The organism is Castellaniella defragrans 65Phen (genome assembly GCF_000612685.1).
Classification (GTDB): domain Bacteria; phylum Pseudomonadota; class Gammaproteobacteria; order Burkholderiales; family Burkholderiaceae_B; genus Castellaniella; species Castellaniella defragrans.
The window spans coordinates 1,529,156-1,549,481 of sequence record NZ_HG916765.1 but is presented as its reverse complement, the minus strand read 5'-3'; the positions used below and the strand labels follow the sequence as shown (position 1 = coordinate 1,549,481).

Genomic DNA, 20,326 nt, shown 5'->3' with positions numbered 1-20,326 from the left:
GTGGAACGCTGCGCGGGCCGCCGCGCGGGCGGCCCGGCGGGCGTCACAGCCGGATGAAATGTTCCCGGTAATGCTTGAGTTCGTCGATCGACTCCTGGATGTCGGCCAGCGCCTCGTGCTTGCTCGCCTTGACGAAGCTGCGGTAGACCTCGGGCTTCCAGCGCAGGGACAGTTCCTTGAGCGTGCTGACGTCCAGGTTGCGGTAATGGAAATAGGCTTCCAGCCGGGGCATGTATTTGACCATGAAGCGGCGGTCCTGGCCGATGGTGTTGCCGCACATCGGCGACTTGCCGGCCGGCACCAGCGGGGCCAGGAATTCCAGCAGGATGTCCTCGGCCTGCGATTCGGTCAGGGTCGAGGCCTTGACCTTGTCGATCAGGCCGCTCTTGCCGTGGGTGGACTGGTTCCATTTGTCCATGCCGTCCAGCACGGCGGCGTCCTGGTGGATCACCAGCACCGGCGCCTGCGCCACCGGGGTCAGGTCGGGCTCGGTGACGACCATGGCGATCTCCAGGATGCGTTCCTTTTCGGGATCCAGGCCGGACATTTCCATGTCCAGCCAGATCAGGCGCTGATCGTTCGCGGCCATATCCTATAATCCTCTGCTAGCAAAGAATCGATTTTCGCACATTGGCCGGACGGACATGCTGACCCTCCTGTTTCTCGCCTGCCTGGTGGGCGACCTGCTGCTGCGCTACTGGCTGGCGCGCCGGCAGATCCGCCACGTGCTGGCGCACCGCGACACGGTCCCCGCGGCCTTCGCCGACCGCGTCGGGCTGCACAGCCATCAGCGCGCCGCCGACTACACCGTGGCGCGCTGCCAGCTCGCCATGATCGAGCGCATCGTCGAGGCCGCCGTGCTGCTGGGCCTGACCCTGCTGGGCGGCCTGCAAGCGCTGGACCTGGCCCTGGGCCGCCTCATCGAATCCGAGCTCTGGCGCCAGATGGCCCTGGTGGGCGTCGTGCTGGCCCTGCTGGGCACCGTCGGGCTGGTCTTCTCCGCCTGGCGCACCTTCCGCCTGGAGGCCCGCTTCGGCTTCAACCGCATGACGCCGCGCCTGTTCGTCACCGACGCCCTGAAGATGCTGGCCGTCACCCTGGTGCTGGGCGCCCCGCTGCTGGCCGCCATCCTGTGGATCATGGAATCGGCCGGCACCGACTGGGCCTGGTGGGCCTGGGGCGTGTGGGTGGGCTTCAACCTGCTCGTGCTGTGGCTGTACCCGAGCTTCATCGCCCCGCTGTTCAACCGCTTCACCCCGCTGGACGACCCCGAGCTCGCCCAGCGCATCCACGCCCTGGCCAAGCGCTGCCACTTCGGCCTGTCGGGCCTGTTCGTCATGGACGGCTCGCGCCGCTCCGCCCACGGCAACGCCTATTTCACCGGCTTCGGCCGCCACCGCCGCATCGTGTTCTTCGACACCCTGCTCGCGCGCCTGAACACCGACGAGGTCGAGGCGGTCCTGGCCCACGAACTGGGCCATTTCGCCCACCGCCACATCCTGCGGCGCATCGTCATCAGCTTCGCCGCGGCCGGCGTGCTGCTGCACCTGCTGGCGTGGCTGTCCACCCAGCTCTGGTTCTATACCGGCCTGGGCGTCGTCCCGCAACTGGGCCGGCCCAACGACGGCCTGGCCCTGGTGCTGTTCATGCTGGCCCTGCCGGTGCTGACGTTCTGGTCCACGCCCATCGCCAGCCTGCTGTCGCGGCGCGACGAATTCCAGGCCGACCGCTACGCGGTGCGGCAATGCGGCGCGGCGCCGCTCTCCAGCGCGCTGGTCAAGCTCTACGACGACAACGCCGCCACGCTGACGCCGGACCCGATCCATTCGGCCTGGTACGACAGCCACCCGCCGGCCCCCGTGCGCATCGCGCACCTGCGCGATGCCTGAACCCGCCGCGCTGCAGGGCCTCGTCATCGCCGCTCATGGCCGCCACTACGACGTCGAGATCGACGGCGGCGGCCAGCGCCACTGCTACACGCGCGGCAAGAAGGCCGGCCCGGCCGTGGGCGACCGGGTGCGCGTGCGCCCCGAGGGCCGCCAGGAAGGCGTCATCCTCGACATCCTGCCGCGCCGCAACCTGTTCTACCGTTCCGACGCCCAGCGCAGCAAGCAGTTCGCCGCCAACATCGACCAGCTGCTGCTGGTGCTGGCCTCCGACCCCGGGTTCTCCGACGACCTGACCGGCCGCGCCCTGGTGGCGGCCGCCAGCGCCGGCGTGCCGGCGCTCATCGTGCTGAACAAGGCCGACCTGCCCGGCGCCGCCGCCGCCCGCGCGCGGCTGGCGACCGTCGAATCGCTGGGCACGCCGGTCATCATGCTCAGCGCCCTGGACGCGGCCCAGGTGCGCGCCCTGCTGGCCCCCCGCCTGCAGGGCCGCCTCACGCTGCTGCTGGGCCAGAGCGGCATGGGCAAGTCCACCCTGCTCAACGCGCTGGTGCCCGAGGCCCTGGCGGCGACCCAGGCACATTCCGAGGCCCTGGGCACCGGCCGCCACACCACCACCCGCACGCAGCGCTACGCCCTGCCCGGAGGCGGCGGCCTGATCGACTCGCCCGGTTTCCAGGCCTTCGGCCTGCAGCACCTGAGCGCCCACGACATCGAGCAGGGCTTCCCGGAATTCGCCGGGCCGATCGCCGAATGCCGCTTCTACAACTGCACCCACCGCCACGAACCGGGCTGCGGCGTGCTGGCGGCCGTCGCGCGCGGCGAGGTGCGCGCCGAGCGCCACGCCCTCTACATGCGCATCCTGGCGGAAAACGAGGCGGGAAAGCGGTATTAGCGTCTGCAATTCCGGTTGAGCCCTCCCCTGGAACCGGGCCATGGGCGCAACGCCGATTCCCGCTGCGGCCCTGGTCCGAGGGTCCGGGTTGTCACAAAATGGGGGCCTCGATCGTCTGGATGCCGACATGAGCGACGCGACCCTTACCTTCAATCTCCACCGCCCCCGCCTGCAGGGCATCGCCTACCGCATGCTCGGCTCCTGGGCCGAGGCCGAGGACGTCGTCCAGGACGCCTGGCTGAAATGGCACGCGGCGGACCAGGGCGCCCTGGCGAACATCGAGGCCTGGCTGGTCGCCGTCACGACCCGGCTGTCCATCGACCGGCTGCGGGCCGCCAAGGCGCGGCGGGAGCACTACGCCGGCGCCTGGCTGCCGGAGCCCGACCTGGCGGACCTGGCCGATCCCGCGCCCTCGCCGGAACAGGCGCTGGAGCGCTCGCACGACGTCTCCTACGCCCTGCTGGCGGTGCTGGAACGGCTCTCGCCCGAGGCGCGCGCGGCCTTCCTGCTGCGGGACGTGTTCGACGAGGACTACGGCGAGATCGCCCGGGTGCTGGACCGGACCGAGGCCGCCTGCCGCCAGCTGGTGCACCGCGCCCGGACCCGGCTCAAGGACGAGCGCAAGCCGGCGCCCGTGGCGCCGGAGACGCAGCGCGACCTGCTGCAGGCCTTCGCGCAGGCGGCGTCGAGCGGCGACTTCACCGCGCTCAAATCGGTGCTGGCGGCCGACGCTCAGCTGGTCGGCGACGGCGGCGGCAAGGTCGCCAGCTTCGGCGTGCCGCTGCGGGGCGGGCAGCGCATCGCGCAGCTCTACCTGGCGACCTGCCTGCGCTTCCGCGGCCGGGTGCGCTGCGAGATCGCCCTCGCCGCGGGCCAATGGCGGCTGCTGCGCTTCATCGACGACAAGCTGGAATCGGCGCAGTACCTGGAGACCGACGGCGCGCGCATCACCCGCATCCATGCGCAGCGCAACCCCGACAAGCTGGCGCGGCTCGCGCGGCTCCTGGGCTGTGAACTGAGCGTTCAAGCCTGATCCGCGCACCGGCCCAGGATACCGGGCCGGAAAAATTTTTCGGACGATGCCGTCACAACACGGCCGTGCCGTCCGTCTTGAGTGTGAACCCTTCCACTTTCCACTCGAGGTGATTCCATGTCGTACCCCCGCCTGAACTGGACGGACATCGCGCCCAGGACCTACAAAGCCATGGCCGGCGTCAACGCCACCCTCTCCGGCTCCGCCCTGGGACCGATCCTGACGGATCTGGTCCAGACCCGCGTTTCGCAGATCAACGGCTGCGCCTTCTGCCTGGACATGCACGCGCGCGACCTGCGCAAGAACGGCGAGACCTGGCAGCGCATCAACAGCCTCCCGACCTGGCGCGAGACCGAACTCTACAGCGCCCGCGAACGGGCGGCGCTGAACTGGGCCGAGACCATGACCCGCCTGGCCGACCGGCACGGCGACCGGGATGCCGACTTCGCGGCGCTCCAGGCCGAATTCAGCGACCAGGAAATCGTCGAACTCTGCTGGACGATCGCCGCGATCAACGCCTGGAACCGGATGGCCATCGGCATGCGCGCGCCCATCCCCGCGAAACCGATCGACTGAACGCGGCCCGTCCCCGCCATTTCCCGGAAGGCGCGCGCCCTCCGATCCCATTTTCACTCAAGGAACCCTGATGAACATCGCCATTATCGGCGGCACCGGCCTCATCGGCCGCAAGCTCTCGGCGCGCCTGCGGCAGGCGGACCACCGCGTGCCGGCCGCCGCGCCCTCCTCGGGCGTGAACTCGGTGACCGGCGAAGGCCTGGACCAGGCGCTGCAAGGCGCCGAGGTCCTGATCGACGTCACCAACGCCCCCTCCTTTGAAGACAGCGCCGTGATGGCGTTCTTCCGCGCCTCCACCGGCAAGCTGCTGCGTGCAGGACGGGCAGCCGGCATCCGCCACTACGTCGCGCTGTCCGTGGTGGGCTCCGAGCGCCTGCCCGAAAGCGGCTACTTCCGTGCCAAGATCGCCCAGGAGTCTCTGATCGCGGACGGCCCGCTTCCCTACACGATCGTCCGCGCCACGCAGTTCTTTGAATTCCTGGATGCCATCGCCCAGTCCTTCACGCGGGACGGGATCATCCGGGCACCCGCCGCCCTGCTGCAACCGATGGCCGCGGATGACGTCGCCGCGGCACTCGCCCGAGTTGCCGTCGAACCGCCCCTGAACGGCCTGCGCGAGGTCGCGGGCCCCGCGCCGTTCCGCCTGACCGACCTGCTGCGAAAAGCGCTCCCGGCACCGGCCGCGGCAAGGATCGTCCAGGACGACGACGCGCTGTATTTCGGCGACCGGATCGACGACACGACCCTGATGCCCGGCGCGCAGGCCAGGCTCGGAACCCTGTCCCTGGAAAGCTGGTTGGCGGCCCAAGCCGTGCCGGCCCACTGATGGGAGGTTCCATGCAGACAGCCACACCCCGGATCGCGCTCATCACCGGCGGCGGAGCCGGCATCGGCCTGGCGGCGGCCAGGGCCTTCGCAGCGGCCGGCACCCGCGCCGTGATCACCGGCAGAAACGAGGCCCGTCTGGCCGCCGTCGCCCGGCAGACGCCGGGCATCGACTATATCGTCGCGGACGCGGCCAGCGCGGCGGATGCGGAACGCACCATCGCCACCACCCTCCGGCGCTGGGGACGGCTGGACGTCCTGGTCAACAACGCCGGTGCCGGAGCCCTCCTGCCGCTGGCGCAGGCCGACGCCGAACGCATCGCCGCGATCTTCGCCACCAACGTCGTCGGCCCCTCGCTGCTTGCGCGCGCCGCCCTGCCCCACCTGAAGGCGAGCGCCGGGGCCATCGTCAACGTGTCCAGCACCTTCGGCCACAAGGCCGCCGCGGGACTCTCGCACTATGCCGCCAGCAAGGCGGCCCTGGAACACATGACGCGCTGCTGGGCGCTGGAGCTCGCGGCGGACGGCATCCGCGTCAACGCGGTCGCCGCCGGACCGACCGAAACCCGCTTCCTGCAGGAGCGCATGCAACTGACGCCCGCACGGATCGAGGCGGTGAAGGCCGAGGAACGCGCCAGGATCCCCTTGGGTCGGCGCGGTGTACCCGAGGACATCGCGCCCTGGATCGTCTCGCTGGCCGCGCCCGGGGCCGCCTGGATCACCGGCCAAGTCCTCTGCGTCGACGGCGGCCTGGACGTCACTTGAGGTCGTTGCCGCCTTGAGGATCGGCCCCGTGCGGGGCTTCCTCCTGAGGGGTTTCTTCTTGCGGAACGGCGTCCTGCGGAACGGCACTCTCAGGAACGACGCCCTGGGGTGCGACACCCGGGGCGACGATGCCCTGCGAGGCCGCCAGGAAGTGGTAGAAATTGCGGATCAGGATCGCCGTGGCGCCCCAGATGAAATGGGACTGCCAGCGGATCGCGAAATAGCACCGTCCGTGGCCCAGGGCGGATTCCATCCGGTGCAGCACGTGCCGGCCGGGGTCCATCAGGATCGCCAGGGGCACCTCGAAGACCTCGGCCACCTCGGATGCGTCGGGCCGGATGTGGAAGCCCGGCAGCAGTTCGCCGATCACCGGCGTCATGAGGAACTGCGTCGTGGTCAGCAGCGTCGGCTGCGTGCCGATGACCTGGACGAAGCGCTGATCGACGCCGATTTCCTCGCGGGTTTCACGAATGGCCGCCGCGATCGGCCCGCTGTCGGTGGACTCGATGCGGCCGCCCGGAAAACTGATCTGGCCGGCATGATGGTGCAGATGCGCGGCGCGGCGCGTGAAGAGCACGTGCAGGCCGGCCTTGCGCTGGACCAGCGGCATCAGGACCGCGGCCTGGCGCGCCCGGGCATAGGAATCCCCGCCGGGGACGAAGGCCTGGGCGAACAGGGGCTCGACCCGCCATTCGACCGGATGCTGGAAGGCCTCGCGGATGGCGTCCAGCCGCAGGCTTGCCGCGGGCAGGGGCGGCAAGGGCGTGCAGGGCAAGATGGGCTGGACCTGGGGATCGAACCCTGCGACTCGTTCCCTGTCCGGGGCCGGCATCCGATACGACATGAAATCCCGATGGCAAAAACAACAAGGGCACCCGAACGGGTGCCCTTGGATCGATCCGCGATGCCGCGATCAGACGGCCTTGCGAACCAGCTTTTCCTTGATGCGAGCGGCCTTGCCCGTCAGGTTGCGCAGATAATACAGTTTAGCACGGCGGACATCGCCCCGGCGCTTGACCTCGATCGAGGCGATCTGCGGGGAATACAGCTGGAAGGTCCGCTCGACGGCTTCGCCCGAGGAGATCTTGCGCACGGTGAAGGCGGAATTCAGGCCGCGGTTGCGACGGGCGATGACCACGCCTTCATAGGCCTGGGCGCGCTTGCGCGAACCTTCGACCACGTTGACGTTCACGACGACCGTGTCGCCCGGGGCGAATTCGGGGATGGTGCGGCCTTCGGTCAGGCGCGCGATTTCTTCTTTTTCGAGGGTTTCGATCAGGTTCAAGATAGGCTCCAGGGCATCATGGGCACCGGGTTTTGATCACGAATGTGAATGTATTGGGAAGACCGGGCCAGAGGATGCAAACCAGGGATTATATCAGAACCCGGCGGCCGCACCCAGCCATCGGAACCTGGCGGCTGCACCCAGCCATCGGAACCCATCAGAACCCGGCGGCCGCACCCAGCCACATCATGCCGGGGATCATGGCGGCCCAGGTGAGAACCATGAGGACGTCGCCCGCCAGCGCCGCCAGACGGCGCCAGCCCAGCCCCAGGCCGGCACGGGGCCGATGGACCCGCACCGCCGCCCGCGCAGGCCGCCCCCGCCGGACGGGGTGCCCCGCCGGCCGGCCGCCCCACGAGCCGCCCGGCACCCAGGGCCCCTGCAGCACGCCCGGGGCATGCGGACGCAAGGCCCGCGCCGCGCCGTGCGCCGAACCGCGAGCCGTGCCGCGCCCGGTGGCGCCCGCGTGCGCGCCATTCCAGCCCCACGCCCCATTCCAAGCCATCGATCCCGCCATGTCGAACCTCCAAGGTGCGTCCGGCGTGAAAGCCGCCGGAACTGTTGTTTTATCCAGTATTCGCAGATACTGTACAAAGAAACAGTGGTGGATGCAAGAGGAGAATTTCCGGAAGGAATCCCGCATGCGTCGTTCCCGCGCCGGGCGCAGCCACGCGGGCCGATCCATCCGACAACGAGGGCGACGATGCCGTGCCGGCGGCGAAGCTGGCACGCGCCGCACCCTGCGCCCCTGGAACACAGGGCCGCTACTGCGGCAGGACCGGAAACCGCCGGCGGCGCCTGCCGGGCATCGCGGCCTGCAAGGCCCTGTTCCGGCCCCGGGACCGATCCACCAGGCTCGCCAGCTTGCTCAGCGAAAACGAAAACCCCGGCGCCGGACGGGGTCCGGCGGCCGGGGTCGGGGCGGCCCGCAGCGGGGCCGGCATGCGGGGGATCGGGTACAGGATCCGATGCGGAATCCGGTCCGGAACCTGATCGGGGAATCAGAGGTCCGGCTGCGGCGTGATGCGCAGGTAGGGGCGGATCTCGGTGTAGCCCTTGGGGAATTTTTCCTTCAGGACGGCCGGGTCCTTGATCGAGGGGGCGATGATGACGTCCTCGCCCTGCTTCCAGTTCACCGGGGTGGCGACGCTGTAGTTGTCGGTCAGCTGGAGGGAATCCAGGGCGCGCAGGATCTCGTCGAAGTTGCGGCCGGTGCTGGCCGGGTAGGTCAGGATCAGGCGGATCTTCTTGTTCGGGTCGATGACGAACACCGAGCGCACCGTGGCGGTGGTGCTGGCGTTCGGGTGGATCATGTCGTAGAGGGTCGCGACCTTGCGGTCCTCGTCGGCCAGGATCGGGTACTGGACGTCGGTCTTCTGGGTGTCGTTGATGTCCTTGATCCAGTCGATGTGCGACTGCTTGCCGTCGACCGAGACGGCGATCACCTTGGCGCCGCGCTTGGCGAATTCGCCCGACAGGATGGCGGTGTAGCCCAGTTCGGTGGTGCAGACGGGCGTGAAGTCGGCCGGATGGGAGAACAGGACACCCCAGCTGTCGCCCAGGAATTCGTGAAACTTGATCTTGCCCAGGGAGGATTCCTGTTCAAAATCGGGGGCGGTGTCGCCCAGACGCAGAGTGGCCATCAATAGCTCCTGTTTCAAGTGTCTGCCGCCCGGACGATCCGGGCGGCGAATTGGTTTAGACACTTAAGATTTTTGCAGAATATAAATAGCTATTGAAATACCGGATCGTTATGTCTATATCTGCGCCTGGCGCACATAGCGGTCCACCAGCCCGCCGTCCCGGATGGCGGACTGCAGCGCCAGCGTGCGCGGCAGCACGTGGGCGGCGTACTGCACGGCCGTGGCGATCTTGTTCGGGTGGAAGGCGTCGGTCGAGCCCTCGCCGATGGCCGCGGCCGCGGCCAGGGCGGAGCGCCCCAGCTGCCAGCCGGCGTGCGCGGTGCCGGCCAGCATCAGGCACGGCACGCTGCCGGTGAAGACGCCGCGGATATCCTCGCGCACGTGCTCCAGCACGAAGGCCAGCGCCGATTCGTAGGCGCCGGCCGCCGTGTCCAGGCGCTCGCCGATCATGGCCAGCGCATCGGCATGCACGCCGCTGGCCGCCCGCAGGGCCGCGGCCGTCTCGCGCATCCCGGCGATCTGCCCGCGCGCCACGGCGCCGCCGTCGCGCACCAGCTTGCGGCCGATGAAGTCGTTGGCCTGGATCGCCGTGGTGCCTTCGTAGATGGGCAGGATGCGGGCGTCGCGGTAATACTGGGCGGCGCCGGTTTCCTCGATGAAGCCCATGCCGCCATGCACCTGCACGCCCAGCGAGGCGACCTCGACGGAGGATTCGGTGGAGAATCCCTTGACGATGGGCACGAAGTATTCGTAGATGGCCTTGCAGCGGGCGCGTTCCGCCTCGTCCGCCAGATGGGCCGCCTTGTCGCGGTAGCCGGCCGCCACGTAGGCGACGGCGCGCGCGCCTTCGGTCAGGCCGCGCATGGTCCCCAGCATGCGCGCCACGTCGGGATGGCGCACGATGGGCACCGGGCCGGCGGAGCCTTCCAGGGCATTGCCCTGGATGCGCTCGGCCGCATAGGCCGCCGCATGCTGCAGCGCGCGTTCGGACACCGCCACGCCCTGCAGGCCGACGGCGTAGCGCGCCGCGTTCATCATGATGAACATGTATTCCAGGCCGCGGTTCTCCTCGCCGATCAGGTAGCCGACGGCGCCGCCCTCGCCCGCCTCGCCCTGGCCCGAGCCGTACAGCAGCACCGCCGTCGGGCTGCCGTGGATGCCGAGCTTGTGCTCGAGGGACGCGCACACCACGTCGTTGCGGGCGCCCAGGCTGCCGTCGTCCCGGACCAGGAACTTGGGCACGATGAACAGGGAGATGCCCTTGACGCCCTTGGGCGCGTCCGGCGTGCGCGCCAGCACCAGGTGGATGATGTTCTCCGCCATGTCGTGATCCCCATACGTGATGAAGATCTTCTGGCCGGTGATGCGGTAGCTGCCGTCGTCCTGGCGCACGGCCCGGCTCTTGAGCAGGGCCAGGTCGGAGCCGGCCTGCGGCTCGGTGAGGTTCATGGTGCCGGTCCAGCGGCCTTCCAGCAGGGGCGGGATGAAGCGGGCCTTCTGCGCGTCCGAGCCCACCATGGACAGGGCCTCGATCACGCCGTCGGTCAGCAGCGGACACAGGGAAAAGGCCAGGTTGCCGGCGTTGATGCTTTCGGTGACCGGCGCTGCGACGAGCTTGGGCAGCCCCTGGCCGCCGAGTTCGGCCTCGTGCGGCAGGCCCTGCCAGCCGCCTTGCGCGAAGGCCTGGAACGCCGCCTTGAAGCCGGGCGTGGTGCGCACGCCGTCCTCGCTCCAGCGGGCCGGCTCGGTGTCGCCCGCGCGGTTCAGCGGCGCGATCTCCTGTTCGACGAAGCGCGCGTTTTCCTCCAGCACGGCATCGACGAGGTCTTCGGAGACCTCCTCGAAGCCCGGCAGCGCCAGCACGCCGCGCAGGTCGGCGAGCTCGCGCAGAATGAAACGGATATCCTGGATGGGAACCTGGTATGTCATGGCAATTCCTGTGGTGCGCGGGGCCTAAAAAGGCCCCCCAACGCCGCGCCTTCGGCTTGTATCCACCGCGCGGCTTGCAAGCCGCTTGGATTCGCCAGGCACGGAACAGTCCACTAGGACTGTCCCGTGTCCGGGCTCATCCCCGCGAGCTTGGTCAGATCAGGCTTAGAGCGCCTGGACGAGTTCGGGCACGGCCTGGAACAGGTCGGCCACCAGGCCGTAGTCGGCCACCCCGAAGATCGGCGCCTCGGCGTCCTTGTTGATCGCCACGATCACCTTCGAGTCCTTCATCCCCGCCAGGTGCTGGATCGCCCCCGAGATCCCGACGGCCACGTACAGCTGCGGCGCCACGATCTTGCCCGTCTGGCCCACCTGCCAGTCGTTGGGCGCGTAGCCCGCGTCCACCGCCGCGCGCGACGCGCCCAGCGCCGCGCCCAGCTTGTCGGCCAGCGGATCCAGGATCTTGAAGTTCTCCGCGCTGCCCAGACCGCGCCCACCCGAGACGACCACCTTCGCGGCGGTCAGCTCCGGCCGGTCGCTCTTGGCCAGCTCGCGGCCCACGAACGAGGACTTGCCCGCATCGCCCACCGCCTCGACCGTCTCGATCGCCGCCGCGCCGCCCTCGGCCGCCACCGCGTCGAACGCCGTCGTGCGCACCGTGATGACCTTCTTCGCGTCGCCCGACTGCACCGTCGCCAGCGCGTTGCCCGCGTAGATCGGCCGCACGAACGTGTCGGCCGACTCCACCGCCACGATGTCCGAGATCTGCGCCACGTCCAGCCTGGCCGCCACGCGCGGGGCCACGTTCTTGCCCGAGGCCGTAGCCGCGAACAGGATGTGCCCGTAGCCGCCGGCCACCGCCAGCACCTGCGCGGCCAGGTTCTCGGCCAGCCCCTCGGCCAGCGCCGCGCCGTCGGCCAGCAGCACCTTGCTCACTGAGCCCACCTGCGCGGCCTGCTCGGCCACCGCGCGCGCGCCCGAGCCCGCCACCAGCACGTGCACCTCGCCGCCGATGGCCGCAGCCGCCGCCACCACGTTGCGCGTCGCCGCCCCCAGCTGGGCGTTGTCGTGTTCAGCTATGACCAGAATGCTCATTCAAACCACCTTCGCTTCGTTCTTGAGTTTGTCCACCAGGGTCGCCACGTCGGGCACGATCACGCCGGCCGCGCGGCTGGGCGGCTCGGCCACCTTCAGCGTCTTCAGGCGCGGGGCCACGTCCACCCCCAGCGACTCGGGCGTGACCGTGTCCAGCGGCTTTTTCTTCGCCTTCATGATGTTGGGCAGCGTCACGTAGCGCGGCTCGTTCAGCCGCAGGTCGGTGGTGATCACCGCCGGCAGCGCCAGGCTGAGCGTCTCCAGGCCGCCATCGACCTCGCGCGTGACCTGGACGCGGTCGCCCTGCACTTCCACGCGGCTCGCGTTGGTCGCCTGCGGCCAGTCCAGCAGCGCGGCCAGCATCTGGCCGGTCTGGTTGGCGTCGTCGTCGATCGCCTGCTTGCCCAGCACCACCAGCCCGGGCTGCTCCTGGTCCACCAGCGCCTTGAGCAGCTTGGCCACCGCCAGCGGCTGCAGCTCGGCATCGCTCTGCACCAGGATGCCCCGGTCCGCGCCGATGGCCATGGCCGTGCGCAGGGTCTCCTGGCACTGCGCCACCCCGCACGACACCGCCACGATCTCGGCGGCCGCACCCTTTTCCTTCAGCCGCACCGCTTCCTCGACCGCGATTTCGTCGAACGGGTTCATCGACATCTTGACGTTGGCGATGTCCACGCCAGTGTGATCGGATTTCACGCGTACCTTGACGTTGTAGTCAACCACGCGCTTGACCGGTACCAGGACCTTCATCGAGCATACTCCAGAATGGAAAGAAAACAGGACGGCCGCGCCCGGCGACGAATCGCACCGCGCGCGGCCCCATCAGTAACCGCCCAGCGCCCGCACATGCGCCACCGCGCTGCGCCCCAGGGCGGACAGGTCGTAACCGCCTTCGAGGAAGCTGACGATCCGCCCCTGGGCGGATTCGGCCGCGATCTCGACCAGACGTTCGGTGATCCAGGCGTAGTCCGCCTCGACCAGTTTGAGACTGCCCATGTCGTCCTCGCGGTGGGCGTCGAAGCCCGCCGACACCAGGATCAGCTCGGGCTGGAAACTGCGCAGCGCCGGCAGCCAGTATTTCGACACGAGGGTGCGGATCACGTCGCCGCCGGAATACGCATCGACCGGGATGTTGAGCATGTTCGGCCCCAGGTCTTCGTGGCGGGTATCCGGGAACAGCGGGTATTGATAGAAGCTGCACATCAGGATCCGGTCTTCCTTCAGGAAGACTTCTTCGGTGCCGTTGCCGTGGTGGACGTCGAAATCCACGATGGCGACGCGCGACAGGCCGTAGTGGTCCAGGGCGTAGCGCGCCGCGATGGCGATGTTGTTGAAGAAGCAGAAGCCCATGGCCTTTTCGGGACAGGCATGATGGCCCGGCGGACGGATGGCGCAGAAGGCGGTCTGCGCATGGCCGGCCATGATCTCGTCCAGGGCCGTCAGGCCGGCGCCGGCCGCCGCCCAGGCCGCCTGCAGGGTGTCCGGGTTCATGATCGTGTCCGGATCCACCGGGAAATAGCCGTGCGCCGGCGCGTGCTGGCGCAGATACGCTAGGTATTCCGGCGTGTGCACCCGCAGCACGTCTTCGGGCCGGGCCGGGCGCCCCGTGCGGTGAGACAGGAAATCCATCAAGCCGTTGGCGGCCAGCTGATCGGCCACCGCATCCAGGCGTTGGGGGGATTCGGGGTGCCAGGCCCCCATCTCATGCAGCCGGCAGGCCGGATGGGTAATATAGAGTGTCTCCATAAGGGCGATTATGTTCAGACCAACCCGTATTTTGCAAGTTGCCGTAGCGTCGCTTTTCATCTCGGGCTGCGCCAGCAGCCATAGCGATTCCGGACCGTCCGCCGCCGCCCCTGCGGGGACAACGAATCAAACAATTGTTTCAAACGATCGTATTAATTCTAGCAGAACACTTTCCATTGGGAAACAGGCGCCCGTGCGCGGCGATTTCCTCGGCGCCGACGGCCGCCTGCTGCCCGAAGTGCAGGCCTTCGCCCGCGAGACCGCGCAGGCGCACGCCCTGCCCCTGGACGGCGTGGAAGCCCTGCTGGCCGAGGCCCGCTACGACGCCACGGCGGCCCGCCTGATGGCGCCGCCCGCGCGCACGGGCCGCATCCGCCGCGCCTGGACCAGCTACCGCCAGCGCCACGTCGATGCGGTGCGCATCCGCGAGGGCGTCTCGTTCTGGCAGGCGCACCGGGCCGCGCTGGACCGCGCCAGCGCGCGCACCGGCGTGCCGCCCTCGATCATCGTCGCCATCATCGGCATCGAGACCGTCTACGGCCGCTACACCGGCGACCACCGTGTCCTGGACACCCTGGCCACGCTGGGATTCCGCTATCCCGACCCGAACCGGCCGGAGCGCCAGGCGATGTTCCGCGAACAGCTGGCCGACCTGATCGTGCTGGACCACCGGGGGGAACTGGATGCGCGGGTCGTGGAAGGCTCGTTCGCGGGCGCCATGGGGCTGCCGCAGTTCATGCCGGGCAGCCTGATGCGCTACGCCGCGGACGGCGACGGCGACGGCCGCGTGGACCTGGCCGGCAACACGGAAGACGCCATCGCCTCGGTGGCGGCGTTCCTGCAGGCGCACGGCTGGGTGCGGGGCGTGCCGGTCTTCGCCCCCGTGGCCCTGCCCGCCGATGCCGTGCGGCGGGCCCAGGACGGCCTGAAGCCCGAAACCGACTGGGCCGCGCTGCGGGCGGCGGGCGCCCGGGCGCTGCCGGGCGGCGGCACGGCCTGGCAGGCCCAGCCGCTGGGGGTGATCGACCTGCGCGACGAGATCCGCGGCACCCACGAGGTGCGCTGCGCCACGCCCAATTTCTTCGCCATCACCCACTACAACCGCAGCTATTTCTACGCGGCGTCGGTGGCGGATCTGGCGCACGAGATCGCCGACCGCATCGGCTACGGCGATCCGAACCGGCTCGACGGGCCGGGAGCGCGGGCGGCCGCGGGACGCCTCCCCCGCGGCTGAGGCTGCCGGCCGGGAGCCGCCGCGGCCCGGCGGCCCGTTCGTTCGGTGCCCAGGTCGTTCAGCGTCCGGTTCGTTCGGTGACCGATTCGTTCGATGACCGGCGCGTTCGGTGACTGGTTCGTCCAGTGCCCAGATCGTCCAGCGTTCAGTTGAAGACGCCGGTGGACAGGTAGCGGTCGCCGCGGTCGCAGACGATGAAGACGATGGTGGCATCGCGCGCCGTGGCGGCCACGCGCAGCGCGGCCACGGCCGCGCCGGCCGAGGAGATCCCGCCGAAGATGCCTTCCTCGGCGGCCAGGCGCCGCGCCATGGTCTCGGCCTGCTCCTGGGTGATGGGCTCGAAGGCGTCGACGCCGGCCGGATCGTAGATGCTGGGCTGGTAGGCCTCGGGCCACTTGCGGATGCCGGGAATGTGCGCGCCTTCGGCCGGCTGGGCGCCGATGATGCGCACGGCCGGATTGCGCTCCCGCAGGAACGCCCCCACCCCCATGATGGTGCCGGTCGTGCCCATGGCGCTGACGAAGTGGGTGATCCGGCCGCCGGTCTGCTCCCAGATTTCCGGGCCGGTGGTTTCGTAATGCGCGCGGGGATTGTCGGCGTTGGAGAACTGGTCCAGGACCTTGCCCTTGCCCTCGGCCTGCATCCGCAGCGCCAGATCGCGGGCGTATTCCATGCCGCCGCCCTGGGCGGGCGTGAGGATGAGCTCGGCCCCGTAGGCCGTCATGGCGGCGCAGCGTTCCTGGGAGGAGTTGTCGGGCATGATCAGGATCATGCGGTAGCCGCGCACGGCGGCGGCCATCGCCAGGGCGATGCCGGTGTTGCCGCTGGTCGCCTCGATCAGGGTGTCGCCGGGACGGATGTCGCCGCGCGATTCGGCCTGCCGGATCATGCTGAGGGCGGCGCGGTCCTTGACCGAGCCGGCGGGATTGTTGCCTTCCAGCTTGGCCAGGATCACGTTGCCGCGCGGCTCGCCGAGGTCGCCCGGCAGCCGCTGCAGGCGCACCAGAGGCGTGGAACCGATGACGTCTTCGATGGTGGGGTAGGTTTTCATGGACGAAATCATACACCCGCCCATCCGCCGCGCCGGGCTTGTCCCCAGGACCGGAATATGCTTATGAGAAGACGGCATACCGGGCGGCATGCCGCGCCTGTCCGGTGCGCACATCCCGGGCCCGGGGACGGGCGGCGCGGGCTCAGCGCCTGCCCGCCGCCGGCCGCGCCGCAGCCGCCGAGCCTGGCGCGCCGGGCAGGCCGGGCGAACCCGCTGCCCCGGACGAGCCCGCTGTCCCCGAAGCGCCCGCCGGGCCGGGCAAGCCCGATGAACCGGATGGGCCACCGGCGCCGGCCGCCCCGGCGGCGGCCCGGGCGGCGGCGCCCTGCCCCGACAGGCGCGTGCCGCCGCCGTCGATGGTCAGGCCCGCCGACTGCAGGGCCTGGGCGCGGCGCGGGCCGATGCCGCGCACGCGATCCGACAGGTCGGCGAACGACAGGTAGCGTCCGCCCCGCTCGCGTTCGTCGAGGATGACCTGGGCGGTCTTGGGGCCGATGCCGCGGATGCCGCGCAGCTGGTCCAGCGTGGCGGTGTTCAGGTCCACCGCGCCCGCCGCGCCGGCCCAGGCCAGGGCGGCGACGCCAGCCGCCGCCAGCAGGCGCGACAGGCGGTGTACGTGCGGCCGGACGGCGCGCCGGACGCCCGGCCGCCCCCGGGCCGCGGCATCGGGAACGCAAGGCCCGGGGGCGCCCGCCGGCCGGGAGAGGCCCGAAAGCCCCGCAAGGCCGGCGGCCGGCGCGCCGGGGCCGGGAATGCGGATCCGCGACCCATCATCCGGGCGGGTGCGGACGGCATCGGAAGACGCGGCCGCCGGCCGGCCGGCCGTCTCGTGCAGAAAAGGATTCATGACCGACTCCTGTGGTGTGAGGGTCCGGTCATGATGCCCTGGACGGGCGGCGCATGGAGGGGGTCTTGATCCGGAATGTCCGTGCGGGAAAACACGCGCGGCGCGCGTGCGCCGGCGACGCAGGCTGCGGCAGCCGGCGGCGCGCCGCCGACCCGGCCGGCCCGCGGCGCGGGCGCCCCGCCCGGGATCAGCCGACCGTCAGCCGCCCCGATTCCAGCAGCCGGGCGACGTAGGCGTTCACCCCCGTCTGCACGTCGCTGAAGGCGCCCGTGTAGCCGGCGGCGCGCAGCCGGGCCAGGTCGGCCTGGGTGTGGCTCTGGTAGCGGCCCTTCAGGTCGTCCGGGAACGGGATGTAGCGCAGCTGCCCGCCCGCCGCCAGTTCCTCCAGCGGCAGGGCGAGCTGGCCTTCGTGCACGCGCAGGCTGTTGACCACGGTCTGGGCGACGTCGTTGAAGGGCTGGGCGCGTCCGGTGCCGCAATTGAAGATGCCGGAGACTTCCGGGTGATCGAGGAAGTGCAGGTTGACCTTGACCACGTCGTCGATGAAGACGAAGTCGCGCTGCTGGCCGCCGTCCGGGTAGCCGTCCCAGCCGCCGAACAGGCGCACGTGGCCTTCGCGCGCGTACTGGTTCATGTTGTGGAAGGCCACCGACGCCATGCGGCCCTTGTGCTGCTCGCGCGGACCGTAGACGTTGAAATAGCGCAGGCCCACCACCTGGGCCGTGAGGCGGTCCATGCGCCGGCGCAGCACCTGGTCGAACAGCAGCTTGGAATAGCCGTAGACGTTCAGCGGCGCCTCGCAGGCCGGGTCCTCGACGTAGCGCGGGCCGGCCCCGTACACGGCGGCCGAGGAGGCGTACAGGAAGGGGACTTCCCGGGCCTGGCAGTACTCGAACAGTTCCAGCGTGACGCGGAAATTGTTGTCCATCATGAAGCGGCCGTCGCGCTCCGTGGTGTCGGAGCAGGCGCCCTGGTGGAACACGGCTTCGGGCCGCGGCAGTTCGCCCGCCAGCACGCGGCGGCGGAAATCGTCCTTGTGCTGGTAGTCGGCGATCTGCAGGTCGGCCAGGTTGCGGAACTTGTCGCCATCGGTCAGGTCGTCGACCGCCAGGATGTCGGTGATGCCGCGCGCGTTCAGGCCGCGGACCAGGTTGCTGCCGATGAAGCCGGCCGCGCCGGTGACCACGATCATGATGTCAATTCCTCTGCGGTGACGATGGAGGTGCCCAGCTTGCCGACGACGATGCCGCCGGCGCGGTTGGCCCAGGTCATGGCATCGAACCAGTCCAGGCCGGCGGCCCGGGCGACGGCCAGGGTGGCGAGCACGGTGTCGCCCGCGCCGGACACGTCGAAGACTTCGTGCGCCTGGGCATCCGCGTGCTGGCGGCCTTCGGCGGTGAACAGGGTCATGCCCTGCTCGGAGCGGGTGATCAGCAGGGCTTCCAGTTCCAGTTCCTGGCGCAGGGCCTGGGCGCGGCGCGTCAGGTCGTCCTCGGAATCCCAGCGGCCGACGGCGTCCTGCATCTCGCTGCGGTTGGGCGTGACCAGGGTGGCCCCGCGGTAGCGCGGGTAGCGGTGGCCCTTGGGATCGACCAGCACCGGGATGCCGCGCGCGCGCGCCGCGCGGATCATGGGTTCGACCCGGGACAGGGCGCCCTTGGCGTAGTCCGACAGCACCAGCAGGTCGTAGTCCGCCAGCGCCTCGGCCAGGCCCGCGTCCAGGGCGTCCAGCGCGCGCGCGCCCGGCCCCTGCTCGAAATCGACCCGCAGCAGCTGCTGCTGGCGCCCCAGCACCCGCATCTTCAGGGTGGTGTCCATGCCTTCGGCGTCCTCGACCAGGTGGTCGCGCACGCCGGCCTCGCGCGCCAGGGCGCGCACACGGTCGCCGGCCTCGTCGGTGCCGATCACGCCCAGCAGCCCCGCGCGGGCGCCCAGGGCGACGATGTTGCGGGCGACGTTGGCCGCGCCGCCCAGGCGGTCTTCCCGGCGGGCGACCCGCACCACCGGCACGGGCGCCTCGGGCGAGATGCGGTCGACTTCGCCGAACCAGTACCGGTCCAGCATGATGTCGCCGGCGACGAGGATCCGGGCGGCGGCGGCCGCCTGGACCGGGAATACGGTGACGGACTCCGGTCCGCGGGCCGGCGCTCCGCCGCCACTATTCAGGGGAGCCTTCGGCTCCGAATGGGAACCGCCTCGCTCGGCCCCGCCGTGACCGGCGAGGCCTGCGCTCTGGCGCGTGGTCATCGAATTTCCTCCAGGCGGCGGGGCCGGTAGGTTTCCCAGGTGTTGCAGCCCGGGCATTGCCAGTAATAGCGCCGCGCCTCGAAGCCGCAGTGGCCGCAGGCGTAGCGGTCCAGGCGCTGGGTGTGCTTGTGGATCATGCTGCGCAGCAGGCCCAGGTCGGCCCCCGGCACCAGCGGCTCGCCGGGAAGGCCCCCGCCGCCCGGGGAAACGTCCGGCGCGGCCTCCGCCGTGCGCCCGGCGCGTTCGGCCCCCCCCTGGGCGAGCTCGACTTCCAGCAGGCGGTCCAGGCCCAGCAGCGAGGGATGGGCGCGCAGCGCCTGGCGGGCGAAGGCCCAGGCCGGGACGGCGCCTTCCGTGGCGCGCAGGGCGCGGAAGATGACGTTGAACAGGTCGAGCGTGGGCAGCCGCCCGTACTGCTCGCGCAGCAGCGACAGGCCCTCGGCGGCGCGTCCCAGGGCGGCGTAGCAGTCCAGCAGCGGCTGGGCCACCAGGCCGGAGAATTCGGGCGCCGTGGACAGGACGTCCTGGAGGTGCGCGCGCTGGGATTCCAGGTCGCCGCGCAGGGCCGCCCAGCGGGCGCGCAGCATGCGCACGCGGGTTTCGGAGGCGGGGGTGGATCCGTTGCGGCGCACGGCGTTCTCGGCGGCGTCCAGAGCCTGGGCGGCGGCGTCGAAATCGGGCGTTCTGGCTTCCATCAGCGCCTGCGCCCGCTCGCAGTGGTAGTGCGCCAGCTGCGGGACGGGCTCGTCGATGCGGGCGCGCAGCTGCTGGACGGTGTCGATCGCCTTGTCCCAGTCGTGCTCGGATTCGTGGATGCGCACCAGGGCGCGCAGGGCCTCCAGATCGTGGCGGGTCTGCAGCACCGCCCGGAAGCCTTGTTCGGCGCGGTCCAGCATGCCGGCCTTGAGGAAGTCCTGGGCCAGGGCCAGCTGGGCGTTTTCACGGTCCGGCAGGGGCAGGTCGCCGCGCGAAAGCAGGCTCTGGTGCACGCGGATGGCGCGCTCGATCTCGCCCCGGCGGCGGAACAGGCTGCCCAGGGCGAAATGCAGTTCGGTGGTTTCCGGATCGAGCTTGGCGACCTCGACGAAGGCGTCGATGGCCCGGTCGGGCTGCTCGTTGAGCAGGAAATTCAGGCCCTTGAAGTAGGAATCGGGCAGCGCCCGGGTCTCCGACAGCATCTGGCGGAAGTCGAAGCGCGCCGCCAGCCAGCCCAGGCCGAACAGCACCGGGACGATGATCAGCCACCAGGGCTCAAAATCCACGGCCCGC

Annotated in this window: 21 protein-coding genes; 7 read left to right on the top strand and 14 right to left on the bottom strand. The window is 70.3% G+C overall.

Annotation, left to right across the window (positions count from 1 at the left end):
* Positions 1–43: 43 nt before the first annotated feature.
* Positions 44–589 carry an oligoribonuclease gene (gene orn, locus BN940_RS07000; RefSeq protein WP_043681504.1) on the bottom strand — a complete coding sequence of 182 codons (546 nt, stop codon included), beginning with the start codon at positions 587–589 and terminating at the stop codon, positions 44–46.
* A 55-nt stretch (positions 590–644) separates the two neighbouring features.
* Between orn and BN940_RS06995 the strand changes: the two genes are divergently transcribed.
* The 6 genes from BN940_RS06995 to BN940_RS06970 all read left to right on the top strand — a co-directional run bounded on the left by BN940_RS06995 (position 645) and on the right by BN940_RS06970 (position 5,980).
* Positions 645–1,889: a M48 family metallopeptidase gene (locus tag BN940_RS06995; RefSeq protein ID WP_043681501.1), complete on the top strand. Its 1,245-nt coding sequence runs from the start codon at positions 645–647 to the stop codon at positions 1,887–1,889.
* Positions 1,882–2,781, top strand: a complete 900-nt coding sequence (gene rsgA / locus BN940_RS06990; protein ID WP_043681498.1) for a ribosome small subunit-dependent GTPase A — start codon at positions 1,882–1,884, stop codon at positions 2,779–2,781. Before BN940_RS06995 ends, rsgA begins: the two co-directional genes overlap by 8 nt.
* 127 nt (positions 2,782–2,908) lie before the next feature.
* Complete coding sequence (locus BN940_RS06985) at positions 2,909–3,814, top strand: RNA polymerase sigma-70 factor (protein WP_043681495.1); 906 nt, start codon at positions 2,909–2,911, stop codon at positions 3,812–3,814.
* A gap of 117 nt (positions 3,815–3,931) precedes the next feature.
* Positions 3,932–4,390, top strand: a complete 459-nt coding sequence (locus tag BN940_RS06980) for a carboxymuconolactone decarboxylase family protein (protein ID WP_043681492.1) — start codon at positions 3,932–3,934, stop codon at positions 4,388–4,390.
* Between the two features lie 70 nt (positions 4,391–4,460).
* Positions 4,461–5,216: an SDR family oxidoreductase gene (locus tag BN940_RS06975; RefSeq protein ID WP_043681489.1), complete on the top strand. Its 756-nt coding sequence runs from the start codon at positions 4,461–4,463 to the stop codon at positions 5,214–5,216.
* 11 nt (positions 5,217–5,227) lie between these two features.
* Positions 5,228–5,980, top strand: a complete 753-nt coding sequence (locus tag BN940_RS06970) for an SDR family NAD(P)-dependent oxidoreductase (RefSeq protein WP_043686183.1) — start codon at positions 5,228–5,230, stop codon at positions 5,978–5,980.
* Here BN940_RS06970 and BN940_RS06965 read toward each other — a convergent pair.
* The 8 genes from BN940_RS06965 to BN940_RS06930 all read right to left on the bottom strand — a co-directional run bounded on the left by BN940_RS06965 (position 5,973) and on the right by BN940_RS06930 (position 13,678).
* On the bottom strand, positions 5,973–6,824 hold the full coding sequence (locus tag BN940_RS06965) for a CoA pyrophosphatase (RefSeq protein ID WP_084330556.1): 852 nt from the start codon (positions 6,822–6,824) through the stop codon (positions 5,973–5,975). The two genes, BN940_RS06970 and BN940_RS06965, sit on opposite strands and share 8 nt — an antisense overlap.
* Before the next feature lie 69 nt (positions 6,825–6,893).
* Positions 6,894–7,265 (bottom strand): 50S ribosomal protein L19, encoded by a 372-nt coding sequence (gene rplS, locus BN940_RS06960; RefSeq protein ID WP_043681486.1) that lies wholly within the window; start codon positions 7,263–7,265, stop codon positions 6,894–6,896.
* 157 nt (positions 7,266–7,422) lie between these two features.
* Positions 7,423–7,770, bottom strand: a complete 348-nt coding sequence (locus BN940_RS06955; RefSeq protein ID WP_148304907.1) for a hypothetical protein — start codon at positions 7,768–7,770, stop codon at positions 7,423–7,425.
* 496 nt (positions 7,771–8,266) lie between these two features.
* A complete protein-coding gene (locus tag BN940_RS06950; RefSeq protein ID WP_043681481.1) occupies positions 8,267–8,908 on the bottom strand; it encodes a peroxiredoxin in 642 nt (213 codons plus the stop codon).
* 114 nt (positions 8,909–9,022) lie between these two features.
* Complete coding sequence (locus BN940_RS06945) at positions 9,023–10,837, bottom strand: acyl-CoA dehydrogenase (protein ID WP_043681479.1); 1,815 nt, start codon at positions 10,835–10,837, stop codon at positions 9,023–9,025.
* A gap of 165 nt (positions 10,838–11,002) precedes the next feature.
* Positions 11,003–11,932, bottom strand: a complete 930-nt coding sequence (locus BN940_RS06940) for an electron transfer flavoprotein subunit alpha/FixB family protein (RefSeq protein ID WP_043681477.1) — start codon at positions 11,930–11,932, stop codon at positions 11,003–11,005.
* A complete protein-coding gene (locus BN940_RS06935) occupies positions 11,933–12,682 on the bottom strand; it encodes an electron transfer flavoprotein subunit beta/FixA family protein (RefSeq protein WP_043681474.1) in 750 nt (249 codons plus the stop codon).
* 72 nt (positions 12,683–12,754) lie between these two features.
* Positions 12,755–13,678 carry a histone deacetylase family protein gene (locus BN940_RS06930; protein ID WP_043681472.1) on the bottom strand — a complete coding sequence of 308 codons (924 nt, stop codon included), beginning with the start codon at positions 13,676–13,678 and terminating at the stop codon, positions 12,755–12,757.
* Between the two features lie 10 nt (positions 13,679–13,688).
* On the opposite strand from BN940_RS06930, the gene mltB reads away from it, so the two are divergent.
* Positions 13,689–14,912 carry a lytic murein transglycosylase B gene (mltB, locus tag BN940_RS06925; RefSeq protein WP_052355667.1) on the top strand — a complete coding sequence of 408 codons (1,224 nt, stop codon included), beginning with the start codon at positions 13,689–13,691 and terminating at the stop codon, positions 14,910–14,912.
* A gap of 145 nt (positions 14,913–15,057) precedes the next feature.
* On the opposite strand, the gene cysM is transcribed toward mltB, so the two are convergent.
* From cysM to lapB, 5 genes are all read right to left on the bottom strand, one after another.
* Positions 15,058–15,963: a cysteine synthase CysM gene (gene cysM / locus BN940_RS06920; protein WP_043681469.1), complete on the bottom strand. Its 906-nt coding sequence runs from the start codon at positions 15,961–15,963 to the stop codon at positions 15,058–15,060.
* 142 nt (positions 15,964–16,105) lie between these two features.
* Complete coding sequence (locus tag BN940_RS20075) at positions 16,106–16,810, bottom strand: ComEA family DNA-binding protein (protein WP_084330555.1); 705 nt, start codon at positions 16,808–16,810, stop codon at positions 16,106–16,108.
* 187 nt (positions 16,811–16,997) lie between these two features.
* The gene (gene rfaD, locus BN940_RS06910) at positions 16,998–18,002 is read right to left on the bottom strand and encodes an ADP-glyceromanno-heptose 6-epimerase (RefSeq protein ID WP_043681466.1); all 1,005 of its coding nucleotides are present in this window, start codon (positions 18,000–18,002) and stop codon (positions 16,998–17,000) included.
* Positions 17,999–19,057, bottom strand: coding sequence for a D-glycero-beta-D-manno-heptose-7-phosphate kinase (gene rfaE1, locus BN940_RS06905; RefSeq protein WP_052355666.1), 1,059 nt, complete (start codon positions 19,055–19,057; stop codon positions 17,999–18,001). The genes rfaD and rfaE1 overlap by 4 nt, the downstream gene beginning before the upstream one ends.
* Positions 19,054–20,319 (bottom strand): lipopolysaccharide assembly protein LapB, encoded by a 1,266-nt coding sequence (lapB, locus tag BN940_RS06900; protein WP_043681463.1) that lies wholly within the window; start codon positions 20,317–20,319, stop codon positions 19,054–19,056. The genes rfaE1 and lapB overlap by 4 nt, the downstream gene beginning before the upstream one ends.
* Between the last annotated feature and the right edge of the window lie 7 nt (positions 20,320–20,326).

Excerpts from the sequence above, each read along its gene's own strand:
- BN940_RS20075 (WP_084330555.1), bottom strand. The coding sequence starts at position 16,810 with ATGAATCCTTTTCTGCACGAGACGGCCGGCCGGCCGGCGGCCGCGTCT.
- orn (WP_043681504.1), bottom strand. The coding sequence starts at position 589 with ATGGCCGCGAACGATCAGCGCCTGATCTGGCTGGACATGGAAATGTCC.
- BN940_RS06970 (WP_043686183.1), top strand. The coding sequence starts at position 5,228 with ATGCAGACAGCCACACCCCGGATCGCGCTCATCACCGGCGGCGGAGCC.
- BN940_RS06940 (WP_043681477.1), bottom strand. The coding sequence starts at position 11,932 with ATGAGCATTCTGGTCATAGCTGAACACGACAACGCCCAGCTGGGGGCG.
- rfaD (WP_043681466.1), bottom strand. The coding sequence starts at position 18,002 with ATGATCGTGGTCACCGGCGCGGCCGGCTTCATCGGCAGCAACCTGGTC.
- BN940_RS06945 (WP_043681479.1), bottom strand. The coding sequence starts at position 10,837 with ATGACATACCAGGTTCCCATCCAGGATATCCGTTTCATTCTGCGCGAG.
- rfaE1 (WP_052355666.1), bottom strand. The coding sequence starts at position 19,057 with ATGACCACGCGCCAGAGCGCAGGCCTCGCCGGTCACGGCGGGGCCGAG.
- BN940_RS06985 (WP_043681495.1), top strand. The coding sequence starts at position 2,909 with ATGAGCGACGCGACCCTTACCTTCAATCTCCACCGCCCCCGCCTGCAG.
- BN940_RS06955 (WP_148304907.1), bottom strand. The coding sequence starts at position 7,770 with ATGGCTTGGAATGGGGCGTGGGGCTGGAATGGCGCGCACGCGGGCGCC.
- BN940_RS06930 (WP_043681472.1), bottom strand. The coding sequence starts at position 13,678 with ATGGAGACACTCTATATTACCCATCCGGCCTGCCGGCTGCATGAGATG.
- BN940_RS06995 (WP_043681501.1), top strand. The coding sequence starts at position 645 with ATGCTGACCCTCCTGTTTCTCGCCTGCCTGGTGGGCGACCTGCTGCTG.
- BN940_RS06935 (WP_043681474.1), bottom strand. The coding sequence starts at position 12,682 with ATGAAGGTCCTGGTACCGGTCAAGCGCGTGGTTGACTACAACGTCAAG.
- BN940_RS06965 (WP_084330556.1), bottom strand. The coding sequence starts at position 6,824 with ATGTCGTATCGGATGCCGGCCCCGGACAGGGAACGAGTCGCAGGGTTC.
- mltB (WP_052355667.1), top strand. The coding sequence starts at position 13,689 with ATGTTCAGACCAACCCGTATTTTGCAAGTTGCCGTAGCGTCGCTTTTC.
- BN940_RS06975 (WP_043681489.1), top strand. The coding sequence starts at position 4,461 with ATGAACATCGCCATTATCGGCGGCACCGGCCTCATCGGCCGCAAGCTC.
- cysM (WP_043681469.1), bottom strand. The coding sequence starts at position 15,963 with ATGAAAACCTACCCCACCATCGAAGACGTCATCGGTTCCACGCCTCTG.
- BN940_RS06980 (WP_043681492.1), top strand. The coding sequence starts at position 3,932 with ATGTCGTACCCCCGCCTGAACTGGACGGACATCGCGCCCAGGACCTAC.
- BN940_RS06950 (WP_043681481.1), bottom strand. The coding sequence starts at position 8,908 with ATGGCCACTCTGCGTCTGGGCGACACCGCCCCCGATTTTGAACAGGAA.
- rsgA (WP_043681498.1), top strand. The coding sequence starts at position 1,882 with ATGCCTGAACCCGCCGCGCTGCAGGGCCTCGTCATCGCCGCTCATGGC.